This window comes from Photobacterium sp. AWH4_225, from assembly GCF_056158405.1.
Genome location: NZ_JBSWTF010000001.1, coordinates 3,124,853 through 3,139,131, shown reverse-complemented (window position 1 = coordinate 3,139,131; position 14,279 = coordinate 3,124,853). Strand labels below are relative to the sequence as shown.

At 48.3% G+C, this 14,279-nt stretch carries 18 protein-coding genes and 2 tRNA genes; 14 read left to right on the top strand and 6 right to left on the bottom strand.

The genetic code is table 11. The annotated features are described in order from the left end of the window. Positions 1 to 49: 49 nt before the first annotated feature. On the bottom strand, positions 50 to 226 hold the full coding sequence (locus tag ACXAD4_RS14575) for a hypothetical protein (RefSeq protein WP_475242379.1): 177 nt from the start codon (positions 224 to 226) through the stop codon (positions 50 to 52). Positions 227 to 487: 261 nt separating this feature from the next. Here ACXAD4_RS14575 and ACXAD4_RS14570 point away from each other — a divergent pair. Further along, a tRNA-Ala gene (locus tag ACXAD4_RS14570) sits at positions 488 to 563 on the top strand. Between the two features lie 180 nt (positions 564 to 743). Then, complete coding sequence (locus ACXAD4_RS14565) at positions 744 to 1,247, top strand: hypothetical protein (protein ID WP_475242377.1); 504 nt, start codon at positions 744 to 746, stop codon at positions 1,245 to 1,247. 57 nt (positions 1,248 to 1,304) lie between these two features. On the opposite strand, the gene ACXAD4_RS14560 is transcribed toward ACXAD4_RS14565, so the two are convergent. Then, positions 1,305 to 1,381: transfer RNA gene (locus ACXAD4_RS14560), tRNA-Arg, on the bottom strand. A 61-nt stretch (positions 1,382 to 1,442) separates the two neighbouring features. Then, positions 1,443 to 2,579 (bottom strand): flagellar assembly protein FlgT, encoded by a 1,137-nt coding sequence (locus tag ACXAD4_RS14555; RefSeq protein WP_475242375.1) that lies wholly within the window; start codon positions 2,577 to 2,579, stop codon positions 1,443 to 1,445. Positions 2,580 to 2,807: 228 nt separating this feature from the next. Here ACXAD4_RS14555 and ACXAD4_RS14550 point away from each other — a divergent pair, with 228 nt between their 5' ends. Together ACXAD4_RS14550 and ACXAD4_RS14545 are read left to right on the top strand one after the other, a co-directional pair. Then, the gene (locus ACXAD4_RS14550; RefSeq protein WP_475242374.1) at positions 2,808 to 3,443 is read left to right on the top strand and encodes a FlgO family outer membrane protein; all 636 of its coding nucleotides are present in this window, start codon (positions 2,808 to 2,810) and stop codon (positions 3,441 to 3,443) included. Positions 3,444 to 3,451: 8 nt separating this feature from the next. Continuing rightward, complete coding sequence (locus ACXAD4_RS14545) at positions 3,452 to 3,877, top strand: LPP20 family lipoprotein (protein WP_475242373.1); 426 nt, start codon at positions 3,452 to 3,454, stop codon at positions 3,875 to 3,877. Between the two features lie 27 nt (positions 3,878 to 3,904). Here the strand turns inward: ACXAD4_RS14545 and ACXAD4_RS14540 are convergent, their stop codons facing one another. From ACXAD4_RS14540 to flgA, 3 genes are all read right to left on the bottom strand, one after another. Beyond that, positions 3,905 to 4,333, bottom strand: a complete 429-nt coding sequence (locus tag ACXAD4_RS14540) for a flagella synthesis protein FlgN (protein WP_475242372.1) — start codon at positions 4,331 to 4,333, stop codon at positions 3,905 to 3,907. Positions 4,334 to 4,350: 17 nt separating this feature from the next. Further along, positions 4,351 to 4,662 carry a flagellar biosynthesis anti-sigma factor FlgM gene (gene flgM, locus ACXAD4_RS14535; RefSeq protein ID WP_475242371.1) on the bottom strand — a complete coding sequence of 104 codons (312 nt, stop codon included), beginning with the start codon at positions 4,660 to 4,662 and terminating at the stop codon, positions 4,351 to 4,353. Positions 4,663 to 4,764: 102 nt separating this feature from the next. Beyond that, the gene (gene flgA, locus ACXAD4_RS14530; RefSeq protein WP_475242369.1) at positions 4,765 to 5,511 is read right to left on the bottom strand and encodes a flagellar basal body P-ring formation chaperone FlgA; all 747 of its coding nucleotides are present in this window, start codon (positions 5,509 to 5,511) and stop codon (positions 4,765 to 4,767) included. A gap of 163 nt (positions 5,512 to 5,674) precedes the next feature. Between flgA and ACXAD4_RS14525 the strand changes: the two genes are divergently transcribed. The 10 genes from ACXAD4_RS14525 (at position 5,675) to ACXAD4_RS14480 (ending at position 14,273) form a co-directional block, all read left to right on the top strand. Next, positions 5,675 to 6,592 (top strand): chemotaxis protein CheV, encoded by a 918-nt coding sequence (locus ACXAD4_RS14525; protein ID WP_475242368.1) that lies wholly within the window; start codon positions 5,675 to 5,677, stop codon positions 6,590 to 6,592. Between the two features lie 67 nt (positions 6,593 to 6,659). Further along, entirely contained in the window at positions 6,660 to 7,490 is an 831-nt protein-coding gene (locus ACXAD4_RS14520; RefSeq protein WP_317523972.1) for a CheR family methyltransferase, read from the top strand. Positions 7,491 to 7,655: 165 nt separating this feature from the next. Beyond that, complete coding sequence (gene flgB / locus ACXAD4_RS14515) at positions 7,656 to 8,051, top strand: flagellar basal body rod protein FlgB (protein WP_317523971.1); 396 nt, start codon at positions 7,656 to 7,658, stop codon at positions 8,049 to 8,051. Between the two features lie 3 nt (positions 8,052 to 8,054). Then, a complete protein-coding gene (gene flgC / locus ACXAD4_RS14510) occupies positions 8,055 to 8,471 on the top strand; it encodes a flagellar basal body rod protein FlgC (protein ID WP_317523970.1) in 417 nt (138 codons plus the stop codon). 17 nt (positions 8,472 to 8,488) lie between these two features. After that, positions 8,489 to 9,214: a flagellar hook assembly protein FlgD gene (locus ACXAD4_RS14505; RefSeq protein ID WP_475242366.1), complete on the top strand. Its 726-nt coding sequence runs from the start codon at positions 8,489 to 8,491 to the stop codon at positions 9,212 to 9,214. Positions 9,215 to 9,220: 6 nt separating this feature from the next. After that, complete coding sequence (flgE, locus tag ACXAD4_RS14500) at positions 9,221 to 10,531, top strand: flagellar hook protein FlgE (protein ID WP_475242365.1); 1,311 nt, start codon at positions 9,221 to 9,223, stop codon at positions 10,529 to 10,531. Between the two features lie 268 nt (positions 10,532 to 10,799). Further along, entirely contained in the window at positions 10,800 to 11,552 is a 753-nt protein-coding gene (gene flgF, locus ACXAD4_RS14495; RefSeq protein ID WP_475242364.1) for a flagellar basal-body rod protein FlgF, read from the top strand. Between the two features lie 17 nt (positions 11,553 to 11,569). Further along, positions 11,570 to 12,358, top strand: coding sequence for a flagellar basal-body rod protein FlgG (flgG, locus tag ACXAD4_RS14490; RefSeq protein ID WP_044624008.1), 789 nt, complete (start codon positions 11,570 to 11,572; stop codon positions 12,356 to 12,358). A gap of 13 nt (positions 12,359 to 12,371) precedes the next feature. After that, complete coding sequence (locus tag ACXAD4_RS14485) at positions 12,372 to 13,151, top strand: flagellar basal body L-ring protein FlgH (protein WP_475242362.1); 780 nt, start codon at positions 12,372 to 12,374, stop codon at positions 13,149 to 13,151. Between the two features lie 42 nt (positions 13,152 to 13,193). Beyond that, positions 13,194 to 14,273, top strand: coding sequence for a flagellar basal body P-ring protein FlgI (locus tag ACXAD4_RS14480; protein WP_475242798.1), 1,080 nt, complete (start codon positions 13,194 to 13,196; stop codon positions 14,271 to 14,273). Positions 14,274 to 14,279 lie beyond the last annotated feature (6 nt).

The following is a 14,279-nucleotide window of genomic DNA, read 5'->3' as shown; positions in this document are numbered from 1 at the left end:
TTCCTGAATGTAGAAAGAGAAACGGAAGAGTGAGAACTCTTCCGTTTTTTTATTTCTTATGCATTTGTTTGTAGTTATTAATACAGACATAAAAGCTTTTTGCCGTAGCACAATGTCTGACTGCATCTTCAGGGAGATCGGCTTCAGTACCTGAAAGGGTAAAAGCCCCAACATTGAAACTCGCGGCGACCATCATTGCAGCAAACAAAGTGATGATTTTCTTCATGGCGCTCTCCTTCTTAATGAAACGAATATGATAAAAGCCACAATATTTTATGTACGACATACATCTGTACCATTAGATAGTAGGCGAAGATCATTTTTTTCAAGAATTAATAACAGCTTGTTATGCCTATCCCACAGGGGGGATTGATTTAGCAAAAAGGATAAAGTGATATTTATCACGAAATCACCTTTTGGGTTTCATTGCCGGAACTACTTCTATTGACATGATTTAGCTAAGTTTTTATTATCCTGTTCACGATTTGGGGCTATAGCTCAGCTGGGAGAGCGCTTGCATGGCATGCAAGAGGTCGGCGGTTCGATCCCGCCTAGCTCCACCAAATTCAAAAACCTCGCCTAGGCGAGGTTTTTTCGTTTTTAGGCTTTTTCACCTTTTTCGATTCCTCAAGCAAGCGGCTTTCTGTGCCAGTTCGATCATTCATATGAATTAACCTCCCAGCGCCTTTCGATCAATAAAATCTTGGTGTACTTTTTACCAAATTAAGAACGGTGTTTTTTATATGGTTAAAAAGTTAATTCAGCAAACAACATTGGGCGCGTTATTGCTCGCTTGCCTATCAACTGCAGTTGCATCTGAGGTGAAAGAGGCCAAGTCATTCATTGGCGTTGGCGTGACTGATGGGACGAAATATGAATCGCCACTGGAGTTTGAGCCGATATTTCGTCTAGGGGCTATTTTTGATGACAAGCATCGTATTGCGGCCAATTACTCTCATGGTTTCACCTCAGGCGTTACCAGTATCCATTTTGCTTATGATTACTTATATCCGTTCACGGATAGCGGGAGCTGGCAGGTGTTTGGTGGGGGTAGCTTGGGTTACAAGTTTGGCTTGCATGATAAGAATGACTGGACCTTTGGTGGCCAAACGGGCATTCGTTACCAATATAGTCCTGCGACCAGTGTTGACTTCGGTTACCGTGTGTTCGATACGCTCGATGACTGGAAAGAGTATGAACTGGGTGAGCTAGGGAACTTGTATATCAGTATTGATTTTACTATGTAGGTGGTGAGCCCAAATTAAAAAGGCCCAGTTACCTGATGATAACTGGGCCTTAAAATATGGCGCTCCCTACAGGAGTCGAACCTGTGGCCTTCCCCTTAGGAGGGGGACGCTCTATCCAGCTGAGCTAAGGGAGCAGCAAGCACTGCTTTGTTTCGTCATTATACAAAAAAATACCAATAAATTAAGTGATTACTCTTAATCTTCAATCTGTTTGGTTAGCAAATCACCAGGTTGGATACTACTGGCAAGCTCCGGCTGTTCGATGCTGAGCTCGGCAGATTTTTCGTATACCCGGTCGACAACCAAGGTGATGTCGGTTTGAACCATACGATTTCTTGGGATCCCGTTTTGATCAATAAAGCCAGCACTGTGCCATAGCGCCAGTTGATCACCTTGTTTCACGCCATGCTTGCGGCCTTGGTTGATATGGATGGTATTGCCATAATGGCGAACCACTTCCGGTAAGTTGGTGCGGCAAGCCAGTGTGCTTTCCAGATCCAGCATCATGTTTTGGCTGACACGCTGAACAGCCTGGCCATAAGCTGACTGCCAGAACCGGGCACTGCCGGTGTCAACCTGGCTGGTGCGGGAAAATGGCCAGTTTGCCACTTCGCGGTATTGGTTTTGCATTAGTACTTCACCGGTTTTGCCGTCCATCAGTTGGATCTCGGCAGCAAATTGCCGATTTATCGTATCGCTGCGTAACAACTTTTGATCGAGGGTAGAGGTTAAATCGGTGATCTGACCGCTGATGATGTACTGGGCATCATGATCTTCCGCTAGCATAACCATTTGGCTAGGGTAACCCGGGTTGATTTGGACGCGGGTGGTACCGGAAACCACGAAGCTTTGCGAGCGGGTTTCCAATTGGCGCTTCAGCACGGACGTAAAATTGTCTCCTAGCTGGTAAATCCCACCCAGCGAGGCGTGTTGTGGGGAGCGGATATCAAACTCACCCAGCAGCAGGCCTTTTTTGTATTGTACCTTGTGGCAAGTTCTTGCCGACGGAAATACTTCGATTTGGGCTGTTAGATAAAGGCTGCCGCTTTTCTTTTTGGTTTTGGTGACAGTAATTTGACGTAATTCACTGCCACTGAACTGGTAATGATCCCGGCTGTTCTTCAGGTAGGGCTTGATGCGGTTGAATGAAGAAAGATCGGCTCCGGCATATCGGATAACCTGTAACACGGCATCTTCCAGAGCGGTCTGGCGGGCTTGTGATTCACTTTGCAACACAACAGCAGAGCCTGTGACTTCATACCATGCGGCACTTGCCGGTAAGGCAAGCAGTAGCCAGATGCTGCTGAGGGTAAGGAGGATCTTTTTTATCATTTCGTCCACTTTCGGTATAAAAATTGCTTTAAAACTCTACGTTGGATGCTTACGAATTGAAGCGAGTGTGCCACTATCGATTGTGAGATTGAATGGCGACTTTCATAGTATTCCAAGGATAATGCAAAGAGCATTCCTGAATTTTTGTGTTTACCAATAAAGTTTTTGTTTGAATCTACGATAACAAGCTATGGGTCTGAAGTCTCTCTTCAATTGGAGCTGTATATTATGAAAAAATGGGTAATTGTATTGATGGCAATGTTGGTAACATCTTGTGCCTATTCTCCCATTTATAACGGTAAAGAGCCTTATACCGGTAGCCGACATAGTTTGGATGAAATGCCACGCCATACCATGGACTTTTTCATCCAGGGGATGGCTGACAAGCTGATTGAATCTAATCAGTACTTGACTGCTCGTACGCCTATGGCCGTGACTTCATTTGTTGACCTTCAGGATATGGACGAGACGAACTGGTTGGGTAATACGGTCTCTGAAGGTTTGATTTACCAAATGCAGCAGCGTGGTTATACCGTGGTTGATTACAAAGTTACTGGTGGTATCAAAGTGACCCCGGATGGTGACTTTGCCCTTAGCCGCGACTGGCAACAATTATCATCAGAGCAGCCGGTCGATTATGTACTAGCAGGTACGATGCTTCGCCAATCGGCAGGTGTGCTGGTCAATGCCCGAATTATTGGTATCCGCTCTCGTGTGGTGATAGCCTCGGCGCAAGGGTTCCTACCTGCCGACAGGATTGGTCGTGATCTTGACAGTCTTAACAGAATGCGGATGGACAATGGCTGGATCATTCGTGATGAGACCCTGTCCCATGATAGAAATACAGTAGTAATTAAGCCTTAGGAGTAAAAATGCGTTACTGGTGCCTGTTGGTTATAGCTTTTCTTGTTGGCTGTCAGCCTTTGGTTGAAACGCGCAATACAGACATAATTACCGCTGTTGGCTATGCGTCCATTAGCGAGCAGCCAGGGAAAAGCATAGAAGAAAAACGTATGCGTGCCATGCGGGCGTCAAAGCTCGATGCTTACCGTGAGTTGACGGAGCAGATTTATGGTATCCGTATTACAGCCCGGGCCGAGATGGATGATCAGCAGTTGAATTATGAAACTAACGATAGCTCTGTTGATGGAAGTATCCGTGGTGCTGAAGTGATCCGCAGTTATCCGATTGGCGATAACTATGTGACTGAAATGCAACTTGACCTCAATCGGATGGAACGCTTGAGAGGGAATGTTGAAGTGTATTCGGTTCCCCAGAGCCAAGAAGTGATGTTCTAAGCAGGATAAATCGATAAGGCGGCTATTTTACGCTTTCAGATCAGTGCCCAGAGTACGAGTATTCTGGGTCATCCCCTCGCTGGTGTAGGTCATTTGATGCTTGCCGCGGCTTTGCTGCAATAAATTATTCAGTTTATGGAAGCTCAGCTGGGCGCGCATTAAGGCTTCGCCGTTCACTTCATTGGTGGATTGGCAGTCGTCAGCTAGTGTTCGTAAGGCTGAGACTTTTTCAGCCAGATCGCCGCCCTCAGCTAACCTAGTTTGCTCTGGATGAACAGATAGCTGGTGGTCGACAAGCTTGATACTGTCGATCAATGCTGATTTTTTCTGGGCACATTCAAGGATTTGTTCGGACTTGCGTTCGACAATCGCTTTTTGCTCTTGTGCGAGCAAAGAGGTGAGAGAGGTAAGGTTTACCTGTTGCTGTTCAAGAAGCTGTTCTATAGACGTAGACATACTCTCTCACTTGTTCCTTAAAGGCCTTTCAATTCGTCTTCTAGTTTGATCATATTAGCCGCTAGTTTATCGGCATCAATGACATAAGAGCCATTGGCAATCGCTTCTTTGATGGCGTTCACTTTTTCAGTGTCGAAAGCTTCCTGAGTCGCCAGCTGCTGATGGATCTGACCCACAGATTGACCTTGACTGCTCAAGGAGACGGAATCAGATTCGGTTGTATTGGTTTTAGCATCTGATGCCGGTTTGCTTTTGCCAGCATCGGCGTTGGATACATTCCCGCCAGTAGTCAATGGCTGGTTAGTGCGTATGTTATTGATAGTAGGCATTAGAAACTCCTTGAACATGCAGTTAGGCTCTATAGCTACTGTATTATCGACAACGATAGCAAAACCTTTAGGTATTGTACGTAAAATTTCGGTAATTTCGTATCAATAGCGAACCGTCACTTCACCGACAGCACTGACGACTCCGGTAATGACCTTTTTTGAGCGATTATTCTGCACTCTGATTTGCTCACCCAGCGAGCCATCAGACAAGGCTTTGCCTTCGGTAATAATAGACAAGCCGTCATTGCCGGCTTTGATAAGAACGGCATCATTTCTGCACACCAGGCAGATATCGCTGGCCAAGATGATTTCCCCGAGCCGGACGGGACGCTTTACTTTGGAGCCAATCAACTGCTCAGGGGTGGCAAAAGAGGCACCGCGTTGCCGCCTCAGTTCCACTTGCTCAACGCCAATATCGGCTGCGGAGATGACGGACCCTCTGGGAAGTGGCGCTTTGGCAATAACACGCTCAAGTACCTGTTGGACACGGATAGGTACGTAAATTTGCCAATTAAGTGATTCGCAACGAACTAAAACAGAGACCGTACCGCTCAATGAATTTTTGTTGGGAATGTCGGTAGACAGAGGTTCGGGGCACTGAGGTAGACGGAGCCGGTTATCGAGGTTTGGGGCCGTGATAGTGAAGGTGCCGTTTGCCTCGCGGGTTAGCTCGGTAACGTGATCTTGCGCGGCTTGGCTGATCGCTTCAGGTGCCATATTGGCAGGAGCTGGTTGGGTGAGTTGCTGGCTTGTATCTTGGCTAGCTGACGCGGGACTGATGCTGCTAAAGAAAAACAGCTGCAGGCCGATAAAACAAATTAGGTGGATGTTAAGCGAGTAGCTAAGCACGTAATTATCTCTTTAATGTCGCCAGTCACAATGGGATACTGTGTCTTACCGCAGGTATTTCAATAAAGCAGCTTTAACTTGCTATGATATGTGATTTAACCTTTGGTTTCTCTAGTAAACACGTATCAAATTATAAAAACAATCAACAAGGAGACGTCTTCATATGTCGGGGATATTAGATTCGGTGAATCAACGTACCCAGCTGGTCGGTCAAAACAGGCTAGAGTTGCTAACATTCAGGCTTAATCGACGTCAACGTTATGGCATCAATGTATTTAAGGTCAAGGAAGTGCTTCAGTGTCCGAAGCTGACAACCATGCCTAACTTGCACCCTTTGGTGAAGGGGATCGCACACATTCGTGGGCAAACTATTTCCGTGATTGATATGAGCCTGGCAACTGGTGGCCGTCCCATTGACGATCTCGACAATTGCTTTGTGATTATTTCTGAGTTTAACCGTTCGATTCAGGGGTTCTTGGTCTCCTCGGTAGAACGCATTATCAATATGAACTGGGAGTCAATCTTGCCGCCGCCAAAGGGAGCGGGTAAGGCGAACTATCTGACAGCAGTAACCGAAATTGATAATGAACTGGTTGAAATCCTGGATGTAGAGAAAATTCTCGATGAGATCTCACCGGTCAATACCAGTATCACCGGCACGGTGTTGGAAGAGCTGATTGAAGACATGCCAGATATCAAGCGCGTACTGGTTGCCGACGATTCCAGTGTGGCCCGTAAGCAGGTCCAGCGTGCGATTGAAGCTATTGGTTGCGAATGTGTGTTGGTTAAAGATGGCAAAGAAGCCATTATCAAGCTCAGAGAAATGGCCCAGGAAGGGGATATCTACAAACAACTGGCGCTGGTGATTTCGGATATCGAAATGCCGGAAATGGATGGTTATACGCTGACCGCAGAAATCCGTAACGATCCTAAACTGAAAGACTTGCATGTTATCCTGCATACCTCTCTCAGCGGGGTGTTTAACCAGGCCATGGTAGAGCGAGTTGGTGCCAATGCCTTCATTCCTAAATTTAATCCTGATGAGCTTGGCGCAGCAGTAAAAGCGGCTATGCCGAAATAGGCAATGTCAATATAAGCAATGCCAACATAAACAGACTCGAGCATAAAAAATCATACTAGAGCAGTAGATGACAGCTATAACAATAAACGATCAGGAATACCGCGAGTTTTGCCGTTTCCTGGAAGCCCAGTGCGGAATTGTATTGGGTGACAGTAAACAGTACTTGGTAAGAAGCCGGCTCAGTCCTTTAGTCAGTCAGTATTCATTATCTTCATTATCTGAATTGTTGCAGGTGGTGGTTGCGGGTCGGAACCGGGAATTGCGTGTCGCGGCGGTCGATGCCATGACAACCAATGAAACTTTGTGGTTCCGTGATACCTATCCTTACACGGTGTTGGCTGAGCGTATCCTGCCGGAGTTAGCTGCCAATAAACGGCCAATCAAAATTTGGTCCTCTGCCAGCTCTTCGGGGCAAGAACCATACTCCATAGCAATGACGGTACTGGAAACCCAGAGCCGCAGGCCGGGAATGCTGGCCAGCAGTGTACAGATCACGGCGACCGATATTTCACAGACTATGCTGGATACTTGCCGTTCAGGGGCCTACGATAACCTGGCTCTCAGCCGGGGCTTGTCGATGGAGCGTCGCCGGATGTTTTTCGAGGACAACGGTGATGGCCGCCTAAAAGTGAATGACAAGGTCAAGCGGATGGTCAACTTCCGCCCGCAGAACCTGAAAGACAGTTATGCGTTGCTTGGCAAGTTTGATGTGATCTTCTGCCGCAATGTGCTTATCTATTTCTCGCCGGAGATGAAAGCCAAGGTACTTAACCAAATGGCGGCCAGCCTGAATCCGGGCGGCTATCTTCTGCTTGGCGCATCAGAGTCACTCACTGGGCTGACCGATAAATTTGAGATGATCCGCTGCAACCCGGGGATTATCTACAAGCTTAAGTAAGGGGTTATTACCTTTGACTCATTGGGCCTAGGAAGAGCAAATACTAGGCCCAAGGTTCTCCCACCCCAGTCCTCAGTAACTCACCTCCAACCTCCTAATTTTCCTCGTTTATAACTTTTGGCACAGCCTTTGCTTTCTATTCGGTAACGATTTTGGGAGGCAGATATGTCCATTTCTTTTGATAAAGCATTAGGTGTTCACCAGCATACCGTTGGCGTACGAGCCAAACGCGCCGAAACGCTGGCAAGTAACCTCGCCAATGCCAATACGCCAGGGTACAAGGCGAAAGATATCGACTTCCAGCGGGCCCTCAATGCGGCAACCTCGGGGGCAAAAGTTGGCCTCAGCCGTACTGATGGTCGGCATATTTCTGCCTCCACGCAGGTAGCGGGTGAACAAAAGTACCGTGTTCCTACCCAGCCGGACACGGGTGATGGCAATACCGTTGATGCCCAGTTGGAGCAAAACCTGTTTATGCAGAACTCGCTGGAATATCAGGCATCGTTGGATTTTCTCGGGTCAAAATTCAAAAACCTGAGCAAGGCACTGAAAGGGGATTAATGAATGAGTTTGTTTAATATTTTCAACGTAACGGGATCGGCCATGAGTGCGGAATCGGTGCGATTGAATACCACCTCCAGTAACCTTGCCAATGCCAACAGTGTTAGTAGCTCTGCTGAAGAAACCTATAAGGCAAGGCATCCGGTGTTTGCCGCAGAGCTGCAAAGCGCGAGTTACAAGCGCAGTGAAAGTGTCCCGGTGCAGGTGAAAGCCATTGTTGAAAGCGAAAAACCATTGAGTGCCGAGTACAATCCGGATCACCCGCTGGCCAATGCTGAAGGTTATATCTACAAGCCGAATGTCAATGTTATGGAAGAAATGGCTAACATGATTTCGGCATCGCGTTCATACCAGAACAATGTCCAGGTGGCAGATGCCAGCAAGCAGATGCTGATGAAAACACTGCAGATGGGTAAGTAAGGTAGGGAGTAACGGCAATGAGCAGTATTAACGGTGCAGGTTCAAACAACCTTTCTTACCTCGACCAGCTAAAGTCGATGCAGGAAAAAAAGGTTCAAGAAGAGCAGAAAACCACTGGCCAGAACCAGCTGAAACAAGAAGATTTTCTATCCCTGCTGACCAAGCAGCTATCACAGCAGGATCCGTTCGAGCCAGTCGGCAATGACAAGATGATCGCGCAGATGGCCTCGTTTGCCACAGTAGACGGCATCAACCAGATGAATGAGCAGTTCGGTTTGCTGAACACCGCGATGACGTCGAACCAAGCGCTGCAGGCTTCGACCTTGGTCGGGCAGGATGTATTGGTGCCAAGTGCGACCGGGATGAAAGCGACTGAAGGTGGCTTAAGTGGTCGTGTCCGTCTGACTAACTCGCTTGATCAAGCCATGATGCGAGTGGAAACCCCTCAGGGCGAACTGGTTAAAACGATCAACCTCGGTGCCAAAGGTGCCGGCGATCACGATATTGAGTGGGACGGCAAGAACGAGCAAGGCAAGATGATGCCGGAGGGGCAATACACCATTCGAGTCTCTGGCCTTGTCGGCGGCGAAACACAAAACTATGACGTATTTACCCATGCCAATGTTAACAGTGTGGTAATGGGGCAGGGAGACGGCCAGGTACTACTTAACCTTGCTGGTCTCGACAAACAATTCAATTTGGCTGATGTACTTCAGGTCGGAAAAGCACAAGCGAAAGGATAATCAATTATGAGCATGAATATTGCCTTGAGTGGCCTGGGTGCGGCTCAAAAAGATCTCAACACAACCAGTAATAACATCGCCAATGCCAATACCTACGGCTTCAAGGAGTCTCGCGCCGAGTTTGCCGATGTGTATTCTAACTCTATCTTTTCGAACTCGAAGACAACCACTGGCGGCGGTGTACAGACGGCAACAGTCGCCCAGCAGTTCCACGAAGGGTCTAGTATTTATACCAACAACCCGCTGGACTTGCGTGTGTCAGGAACAGGTTTCTTTGCGGTTGCGCCAAATAAGACGGAACCAGCGAACAATAACCTGACGCGTAACGGTGCATTCCACCTGAACAACAATAACGAGATTGTAAACTCCGACAACAACTACCTGCTTGGCTATGAAGTCAACCAGGATACCAATACGGTTGCTTCTTACGAGCCAAAGCCAATGGCAATCGATGACACGTTTGGCCAGCCTAACATGTCGAAGAACATTAACATCGCGATGAACTTGCCAAGTGGTGAAGCAACGCCGAAGAGTACGCCGTTTGATTTCTCCAATCCGGATTCTTACAACAAGGCGACTTCTTCGACGATTTATGACTCATTGGGTAACCCGCTGAAAATGTCTGCTTATTATGTAAAGCAAGATGATACTCAGCCGGGTGTGGCTCCAAATACTTGGAGTGTGTACTACACAGTGAGTGATAGCGGCGGTGAAAAATCGCTTGATGTTCAAAATGGTATTAACTCTGGTAACGGTCATTTAGGTCATGAGCTACAGTTTGATGCGGGCGGTCAGCTGGTAACTAATCCACCAAACTTCCAAACAGTCGATTTCCAAACTGCGGGTATTCAGCTTGGCGGTGCAGACGGCTCCCAGAACCTTATTTTCAACTATGATGAGCCAACCCAGTACGCTTCACCGTTTGAAATCCGCAAACTAGAGGATGCAGATGGTGCGACGACAGGTTATCTGTCTAATGTTGATATCGATTCTGACGGTAACATTCTCGCCTCATACTCTAACGGTAAGGACAAAGTGATTGGCCGAGTAGCAATGGCACGTGTGGCTAACGAGCAAGGCCTAGCCCAGTTGGGTGGTACGCTATGGAACGTGACCCAGGATTCGGGCGCGGCAGTATGGGGTGATGCATCACAAGGTTCGTTCGGCTCTATCAAGAATGGTACTCTGGAGCAGTCGAATATCGATATGACTCAGGAGCTGGTGGATTTGATCACCGCGCAGCGTAACTTCCAGGCCAGTTCGCGTGCTCTGGATGTAAACAACCAGCTGCAGCAGAATATCTTGCAGATCCGTTAATTAATATACCTACCGTAATGAGCCCATAACGACTTCCGTTATGGGCTTTATTTTTTTAAGTCATTTTTTTGACGCCACGTTTCTCCTGTTCAGGATGCTTGTTCGTTCTTTGACCATAACCGTCAGCTAAGCGGCAACTCTTTTCCCCTTTCTCGTTATTACCCTCTCTTTTTTGCTTTGGTTTCTTTAAAATCAAAGATCTAGCGGTCAATTTTAGACTGGTATACTTTTTGCATTGTTAAAGCCTATCGATATAGGGGACGGTTAGATGGATCGCGCATTATTTCTCGCCATGAGTGGCGCTAAACAAGATATGTACGGCATGCAGGTTTCAGCCAATAACTTGGCGAACGTGAATACCACGGGTTTTCGCGCAGACCTGCAGCAGGCGAGAAGTATGCAGGCCTATGGTGAAGGGTTGCCGACCCGAGTGTTTTCAATGACAGAGCGTCCGGGCAACAACTTTGAGCAAGGTTCGGTAAAAATGACCGGGCGTGCTTTGGATGTGGCGGTGGAAGGCAATGGTTGGTTGGCAGTGCAGGATGCCTCTGGTCAAGAAGCCTATACCCGTGCAGGTCACTTGAAGATTGATGAAATGGGCATGCTGCAAAACAGCAATGGCCAGCTTATTTTGGGTGATGCTGATGCGCCAATTTTCGTCCCGCTTCCTATCAACAAGATTGAGATCCAGAAAGACGGCACAGTAAGTATCTTGCCGCAGGGCGCGCCACCGGAAGCCATGGTGGCCATTAACCGGATCAAGCTGGTTAACCCTGAAAACAATAGTTTGTATAAAGATGTTGATGGCTTGTTCAAAACAACAAACCCAACCCCGCAGGGACTAGATGCTGATGCAGGTGTGACCTTGCTAAGCGGTGCCCTGGAGGGCAGCAACGTCAATGCTGTCGGTGAAATGGTCAATATGATTGACCTTCAGCGCCACTTTGAAATGCAAGTCAAATTAATGAAAACCGCAGAAGACATGGATAAAGCGTCTTCATCTTTAATGCGTATCGGATAATAGCGAGGAGTTAACCAATGCATCCAGCTCTTTGGGTCAGTAAGACTGGTCTTGATGCCCAGCAAACCAATATCTCAACGGTTTCAAACAACCTAGCTAACGCCTCGACAGTGGGCTTTAAGAAAAGCCGTCCGGTTTTTGAAGACTTATTCTACCAGAATATTAATCAGCCTGGTGGCCAGGCGACACAGGATACCACTTTGCCGTCCGGCTTGATGTTGGGTGCCGGTTCTAAGGTTGTCGCGACCCAGAAAGTTTTTACTCAGGGTAATACCCAAACCACCGATAACGCCCTCGACATGATGGTTGAAGGCGACGGTTTCTTCCAGGTCATGCTGCCAGACGGCAATATCGGTTATACCCGAAACGGTCAGTTTACGGTGAGTAACGAAGGACAGATAGTGACTTCAGGTGCGGGGTATGTGCTTGAACCTGAAATTGTCGTGCCTGACAATGCTGTAGCGATCACCGTTGGTACTGATGGTGAAGTCTCTGCCCGTATTCGTGATCAGCAGGAAAACCAGGTGCTAGGCCAAATCAACCTGACTAACTTTATCAATCCAGGCGGTTTGGAGCCGATTGGCCAAAACCTTTACCTGCCAACGGGTGCTAGCGGCGACCCGCAAGAAGGGATCCCGGGGCTAGACGGTTTCGGTAGTGTACGCCAGTCGATGCTGGAAACCTCAAACGTGAATGTGACCGAAGAGCTGGTCAACATGATTGAGGCACAGCGAGTTTACGAGATGAACTCCAAGGTGATCTCGACTGTGGATCAGATGCTGAGCTACGTGAACCAGCAGCTATAACAGGGAGTAAGGTATGGGTAAGTATTGGCCGGTATTGTGGGTGGCACTGCTGGTGGCGTTGTTGTCGGGTTGTGCACAGAATTTTGATACCGGATCTGATCAGGATAGCGCTGTCAGCGATGTTGATGCGGTGGAAGGTACTACCGAGCAAAGCGATGGCATTATCGGTTTGGTCAGAACGCGTGAAGATGCCGTGCAGGGTGATCCTAACTGGTCTTCCGTACGCCCGCCTGAAAAGCCGGAGCACTACGCAACCTCTACCGGCTCACTGTTTAGCAATACCAACTCTATGGGGTTGTATAACGACTCCCGTCCAACAGGCCTTGGCGATATCGTCACTGTGCTGCTGGAAGAAAACACCCAGGCCAGAAAGAGCGCCAGTTCGGATTTGGGCAAATCGACTGACATGAACATGCAGCCGATCATGTTGGGTGGACGTCCGGTCAACATTGGCAATTATGACTTATCCTATGCCTTGACCAACGACAACTCATTCTCAGGTAGCCTGTCTTCGGATCAAAGCAACAGCTTCTCCGGCTCAATCTCAGTCGAGGTGATTGAAGTACTGCCAAACGGCAACTTGCTGGTGAGAGGAGAAAAGTGGCTGACCTTGAACAGTGGTGATGAATACATCCGGGTCAGCGGGACTATTCGTCCTGACGATATCGACTCGGAAAACTCGATTCCGTCAACGCGTATTTCCAATGCCCGTATCCAATACTCGGCAACCGGCGATCGCCAAGATACCCAAACCCCAAGCTGGTTTGCCCGATTCTTCAATGCGGCGATGTAAATCATGAAAAAGTTATTTCAGTCAGTGCTATTTAGCTTGTTGATGCTATCGGTATTGCCAGTCGTTTCACCGCAAGCATACGCTGCCCGCATTAAAGATGTTGCCGCTGTGGCTGGTGTCAGGGATAACCAACTGGTGGGTTATGGTTTGGTTGTTGGTTTGCCTGGCACTGGCGAATCGTCATCGGCTTACTATACCGAGCAAAGCTTCCGAGCGATGTTAAATAACTTTGGCATCAATATTCCTGAAGGCGAGCGTTTTCGTACGCGAAACGTTGCGGCTGTCGCTGTCCATGCAACCTTGCCGCCTTTCTCCAAGCAAGGCCAGCAAATTGATGTGACGGTTTCTTCGGTTGGATCGGCAAAAAGCCTGCGTGGTGGTACGCTTCTCCAAACCTTCCTCAAAGGTTTGGACGGTAACATTTACGCAGTCGCACAGGGCAGCTTAGTGGTCGGTGGCTTTACCGCTGATGGCGCTGATGGCTCGCGCATTGTTAGCAATACCCCAACTGTAGGTACGATCCCTTCTGGGGCGATTGTTGAGCAGGAAGTGCCAAACCCGTTTGGCCGAGGTGATTTCCTGACGTTTAACCTCTTTGAACCGGACTTTTCCACCGCGCAGAATATGGTCGATGCGATTAATAATTTCCTTGGCCCGGATGTCGCTTCGGCGATGGATGCTGCATCGGTTAGGGTTCGCGCGCCGCGTGATGTCAGCCAACGTGTTGCTTTCCTATCGACCATTGAAAATGTCGAGTTCGAGACTGCGGATTCCGGAGCACAGATTATCGTTAACTCGCGTACAGGCACCATAGTGATTGGTCAGCATGTTCGCTTGAAGCCGGCGGCGATCACCCATGGTGGGATGACGGTTTCGATTAAGGAAAATTTATCGGCTAGCCAACCGAATGCCTTTGGCGGTGGCCAAACGGTAGTGGTGCCGGATAGCGAAATTACCGTGACTGAAGAAGACTCGCGGATGTTCCTGTTCGAGCCGGGCGTGACGTTGGATGACTTAGTCCGTGCGGTGAATCAGGTCGGCGCAGCTCCGTCAGATTTAATGGCGATTTTGCAAGCCTTGAAGCAAGCCGGTGCCATTGAAGGCCAGCTGATCATCATCTAACGGGAG

Excerpts from the sequence above, each read along its gene's own strand:
- ACXAD4_RS14555 (WP_475242375.1), bottom strand. The coding sequence starts at position 2,579 with ATGATAAAAAAGATCCTCCTTACCCTCAGCAGCATCTGGCTACTGCTT.
- flgC (WP_317523970.1), top strand. The coding sequence starts at position 8,055 with ATGAGTTTGTTTAATATTTTCAACGTAACGGGATCGGCCATGAGTGCG.
- ACXAD4_RS14540 (WP_475242372.1), bottom strand. The coding sequence starts at position 4,333 with ATGTCTACGTCTATAGAACAGCTTCTTGAACAGCAACAGGTAAACCTT.
- ACXAD4_RS14485 (WP_475242362.1), top strand. The coding sequence starts at position 12,372 with ATGGGTAAGTATTGGCCGGTATTGTGGGTGGCACTGCTGGTGGCGTTG.
- ACXAD4_RS14575 (WP_475242379.1), bottom strand. The coding sequence starts at position 226 with ATGAAGAAAATCATCACTTTGTTTGCTGCAATGATGGTCGCCGCGAGT.
- ACXAD4_RS14550 (WP_475242374.1), top strand. The coding sequence starts at position 2,808 with ATGAAAAAATGGGTAATTGTATTGATGGCAATGTTGGTAACATCTTGT.
- ACXAD4_RS14505 (WP_475242366.1), top strand. The coding sequence starts at position 8,489 with ATGAGCAGTATTAACGGTGCAGGTTCAAACAACCTTTCTTACCTCGAC.
- flgM (WP_475242371.1), bottom strand. The coding sequence starts at position 4,662 with ATGCCTACTATCAATAACATACGCACTAACCAGCCATTGACTACTGGC.
- ACXAD4_RS14565 (WP_475242377.1), top strand. The coding sequence starts at position 744 with ATGGTTAAAAAGTTAATTCAGCAAACAACATTGGGCGCGTTATTGCTC.
- ACXAD4_RS14525 (WP_475242368.1), top strand. The coding sequence starts at position 5,675 with ATGTCGGGGATATTAGATTCGGTGAATCAACGTACCCAGCTGGTCGGT.
- flgE (WP_475242365.1), top strand. The coding sequence starts at position 9,221 with ATGAGCATGAATATTGCCTTGAGTGGCCTGGGTGCGGCTCAAAAAGAT.
- flgG (WP_044624008.1), top strand. The coding sequence starts at position 11,570 with ATGCATCCAGCTCTTTGGGTCAGTAAGACTGGTCTTGATGCCCAGCAA.
- ACXAD4_RS14480 (WP_475242798.1), top strand. The coding sequence starts at position 13,194 with ATGCTATCGGTATTGCCAGTCGTTTCACCGCAAGCATACGCTGCCCGC.
- flgB (WP_317523971.1), top strand. The coding sequence starts at position 7,656 with ATGTCCATTTCTTTTGATAAAGCATTAGGTGTTCACCAGCATACCGTT.
- flgF (WP_475242364.1), top strand. The coding sequence starts at position 10,800 with ATGGATCGCGCATTATTTCTCGCCATGAGTGGCGCTAAACAAGATATG.
- ACXAD4_RS14545 (WP_475242373.1), top strand. The coding sequence starts at position 3,452 with ATGCGTTACTGGTGCCTGTTGGTTATAGCTTTTCTTGTTGGCTGTCAG.
- ACXAD4_RS14520 (WP_317523972.1), top strand. The coding sequence starts at position 6,660 with ATGACAGCTATAACAATAAACGATCAGGAATACCGCGAGTTTTGCCGT.